This window comes from Candidatus Nitrosarchaeum limnium BG20 (assembly GCF_000241145.1).
Taxonomy (GTDB): Archaea; Thermoproteota; Nitrososphaeria; order Nitrososphaerales; family Nitrosopumilaceae; genus Nitrosarchaeum; species Nitrosarchaeum limnae.
In genome coordinates, this window is sequence record NZ_AHJG01000266.1 from 1 (window position 1) to 3,591 (window position 3,591).

The window sequence follows — 3,591 nt, forward strand, 5'->3', positions numbered from 1 at the left end:
CAAAAACTTGTAGTACGGAATACAGAGTTTCTATCAAAATTATTCCAACGACAATTCTTCCACCAGACTTGAGTTTATTTTGGCATAGTTTTACAATTTCTTCAGTATCTCCTCCGGTTCCCCCAATGAATATGGCATCAGCTTGCTCAAGTTCTGAGATCTTTTCTTTTGCATTACCTAATATTACAGAAATATTTTTCAAACCAAATTTTGTAATATTTTTTTAGTTAATTCAATTGCATTTTCATCATAATCTATTGCAATAACTTTACCTGTTTCAACTTGAATTGCTGCTTCAATCGATATTGAACCGCTTCCACATCCAATGTCATATACTATATGTCCTGGACATAGTCTAGCTTTACTAATTTGGATTGTTCGTACTTCTTCTTTTGTTATTGGTACATTTTCAGTTCTCTCAAAGAGATCATCTGGAATTCCAGGTGTTTTAAAATTCCACATATGACCAAAGATCCATACTTATGAAATTGGAGATGTAATACCTTTTGTGATTGTACCTGCATGTACAATTGTATATGTAAGAATCCAGACAAACAAGTAAATGAAAATATAACTTCCTATACCTTGCATTACAATCTTTTTTCTATCAGATGAGGGTAATTGTATCTTCATTGATTTTGCAACAAATATTGTTCCAATAAACACTATAATCATAAATACAATTGATGCCCATCTTCTCTCTTCTCCTTCTATATCTTCAAAGAGAAAAGTTGCAAGTGTACCTGCAATCACTGCACATCCAACTCTTAACCAAAATAGTCTATCTAACTTTTTGTCTTTCTCACTTTTTTCATCTTGACTCTCTACAGGCTCTAAATTATCATTACTAGAAACGCTTGATTCAGTCTCTGGAATCTCATTGTTTTCCTCTTTGATTGATTCTTTTTTTGAATCCTCAGGATCAGGAGTTGGTGCAGATTTCTTTTTTTTGAATTTTGCCAAGTAAATTTCTAGGTTGACTCTGCTTAGCCTCGTTTAAAATCTTTGGTCAAAAAATGGGCATAAATTAGAGTAAGAGTATAATTTCAGATGCAAAATAGATCGGTGTGACTCTTGCAGGAATAGAATTACGTTATTTGGTAAATCAAATTTCAGAAGCAACACAGGATTACTATGTTAGTAACATCTATGGTGTGACAAAAGACAGCATATTATTCAAACTACATCACACCGAAAAACCTGATATCTATATGATGATATCCACTTCTGGTGTTTGGTTAACATCTGTAAAAATTGAACAAATGGAGCCAAATAGATTACTTAAAAGATTAAGAAGTGATTTACTTAGATTAAAAGTAAAAAAGATAGAACAAATTGCTTCAGAAAGAATTGCATATTTTACTTTTGAGGGATTTGATAAGGAGTTTGTTATTGTTGGAGAATTTTTTGGTGATGGGAATATTTTGTTATGTAATAACGAGATGAAAATTCTTGCTTTACAGCACTCAATTGATGTAAGACATAGAAAGCTTGGTGTTGGTTTAGTGTATACTCCACCTCCACTAAATGGATTGGATGTAATTGATGTAACAGAATCTGATTTTGAAGAATTAAAAACAACAGATTTGAGTGCAGGAAAATGGTTGGGTCGAACATTAGGATTACCAAAAAAATATGTCGAAGGTATTTTTGAAATAGCAAGTATTGATTCAAAAACTATGGGAAATGTACTGACATCAGATCAAATAAAAAAGATTTATGATACTACAAAAAATATTGTAACAAATGTTGTTACAGGTAAACATGAACCTGTAATTATTAGAAATGAAAAAACAGAAATCATACCTGTCAGACTGGGAAAGTTAGATGATAATTGTACTCCTGTTAATAGCTTTATAGAAGGACTAGATACTGTTTTTACAGAAAATCTTGTAGAAATTGGTAAATCAATTCAAACTGGAGGTTCAGATAAGAAAATTAAAGAACTTGAAAATCAAATAGCAGAACAAGAGAAAGCAATTGAAACTGTAAAGGAAAAATCAAACCACATAACTAACGTTGCAAATTCACTATTTGAGATGATCTCAAAAGGAATTATATCAATTGAAGACTCACGAGCTAATGAAATTTTATCTATTCATAATTCTAAATTAGTAAAAGAGAAAGGAATTACTCTTATTATTATTGATGATGAAAAAATAAAGATAAATGCGCAATCTGCATTGCAATCAATTGCATCAATATTATTTAATGAGGCCAAACGAAAATCAGGTGCAATAAAATCAATTGAACAAATTAAAATTAACACACAGAAAAAACTAGTAAAATTACAAAATAAAGCAGAAACAGAAAAAGAATCAGTTACATTTGCAGAGATTAGAAAAAAGAATTGGTATGAGAGGTATAGGTGGTTTTTTACTTCAGATGGAATTTTAGCAATAGGTGGTAGAGATGCACCGTCAAACTCGGCAGTAGTAAGAAAACACTTGGGGAAAAATGACAAAATATTTCATGGTGATATTTTTGGTTCTCCTTTTTTCATTCTCAAGGATACAGAAAATCCACCTCCAGCTAGTTTGAACGAAGTTGCTCATGCAACTGTCTGCTTTAGTAGAGCGTGGAGAGAAGGAATGTATGGTGTAAGTGCATTTTGGGTAAATCCTGAACAAGTAAAAAAATCAGCTCCTAGTGGACAATTTCTTCCAAAAGGATCATTTACCATAGAAGGACAAAGAAATTTTGTAAAGATATCCACTCTCAAGTTAGCTGTTGGACTAATGCCACAAGGAGATGATTTTGTTGTGACATGTGGTCCACCTGAACCAATAAAGAAAAATTCTATCTGTTATGCAATAATTGAACCGCATGGATTAGAAATGGTAGATGCTGCAAAAAAAGTCAGACTAGAATTTTTAAAATTAGAAGAAGATATTGTAAAGAAAATCAACATTGATGATTTTGTTCGTGCACTTCCAGCTGGGGCAAGTCAGATTACAGAAGTAGGTTTAGGGGATGCTTCTTAAAATAAGTAACGAACCAAAATTTTTTGTTGATGCAATGTTGGGAAATATTGCAAAAAAATTAAGATTGATGGGTTATGATTCAAAATATTTTTCAGATATTGAAGATGAAAAATTAGTCGATATTGCAAGAAATGAAAATAGAATAATCATTTCAAAAGATAAAGAATTAATTAAAAAAACGCAAAAACTCAGACTAAGATCAATTCATATCATAAAAAATGAAGAAATTGAACAATTTGTAGAAATAATTACTAGAGAAAATTTGAAAAGAATTCAAATTAATGGAAATACATCAAGATGTCCCCAATGTAATTCATTAACTAAACAAATAGATAAAAACAGTATAAAGGAAAATATTCTCAAGGTATTTTTAATTCAAATGAAAAGTTTTGGAAATGTGAGTGTTGTAATAAATTTTATTGGGAAGGTACACATATTAAAAATCTACAAAAGTTTGTAGGTAATATTAATGAAAGATTACAATAATTTATCAGAAAATGATGGTAGTGTTCTTGTAAAAACTGCTAGAAAAGTTGTTACTGAATATCTTAAAAATAAAACAAAATTAAAACTAGAAAAAGAATTTAAAAATAATTTTTCTTTTAAA

Annotated in this window: 3 protein-coding genes and 2 pseudogenes; 2 read left to right on the forward strand and 3 right to left on the reverse strand. The window is 30.2% G+C overall.

Features of this window, described 5'->3' with window-relative positions:
• The 3 genes and pseudogenes from BG20_RS13435 to BG20_RS09355 all read right to left on the reverse strand — a co-directional run.
• Nucleotides 1-202, reverse strand: a pseudogene (locus BG20_RS13435) (precorrin-6Y C5,15-methyltransferase (decarboxylating) subunit CbiT); the annotation flags it as partial.
• The gene (locus BG20_RS13440) at nt 199-462 is read right to left on the reverse strand and encodes a methyltransferase domain-containing protein (RefSeq protein ID WP_238527590.1); all 264 of its coding nucleotides are present in this window, start codon (nt 460-462) and stop codon (nt 199-201) included. The pseudogene BG20_RS13435 and the gene BG20_RS13440, both read right to left, overlap by 4 nt.
• Nucleotides 463-480: 18 nt before the next feature.
• On the reverse strand, nt 481-963 hold the full coding sequence (locus tag BG20_RS09355; RefSeq protein WP_010194403.1) for a G protein-coupled receptor family protein: 483 nt from the start codon (nt 961-963) through the stop codon (nt 481-483).
• Between the two features lie 104 nt (nt 964-1,067).
• Between BG20_RS09355 and rqcH the strand changes: the two genes are divergently transcribed.
• Together rqcH and BG20_RS09365 are read left to right on the forward strand one after the other, a co-directional pair.
• On the forward strand, nt 1,068-2,984 hold the full coding sequence (gene rqcH / locus BG20_RS09360) for a ribosome rescue protein RqcH (RefSeq protein WP_010194405.1): 1,917 nt from the start codon (nt 1,068-1,070) through the stop codon (nt 2,982-2,984).
• A gap of 67 nt (nt 2,985-3,051) precedes the next feature.
• Nucleotides 3,052-3,470: pseudogene (locus BG20_RS09365) on the forward strand (Mut7-C RNAse domain-containing protein).
• Nucleotides 3,471-3,591 lie beyond the last annotated feature (121 nt).

Coding starts and splice junctions, on each gene's coding strand:
- BG20_RS13440 (WP_238527590.1), bottom strand. CDS start 462: ATGTGGAATTTTAAAACACCTGGAATTCCAGATGATCTCTTTGAGAGA.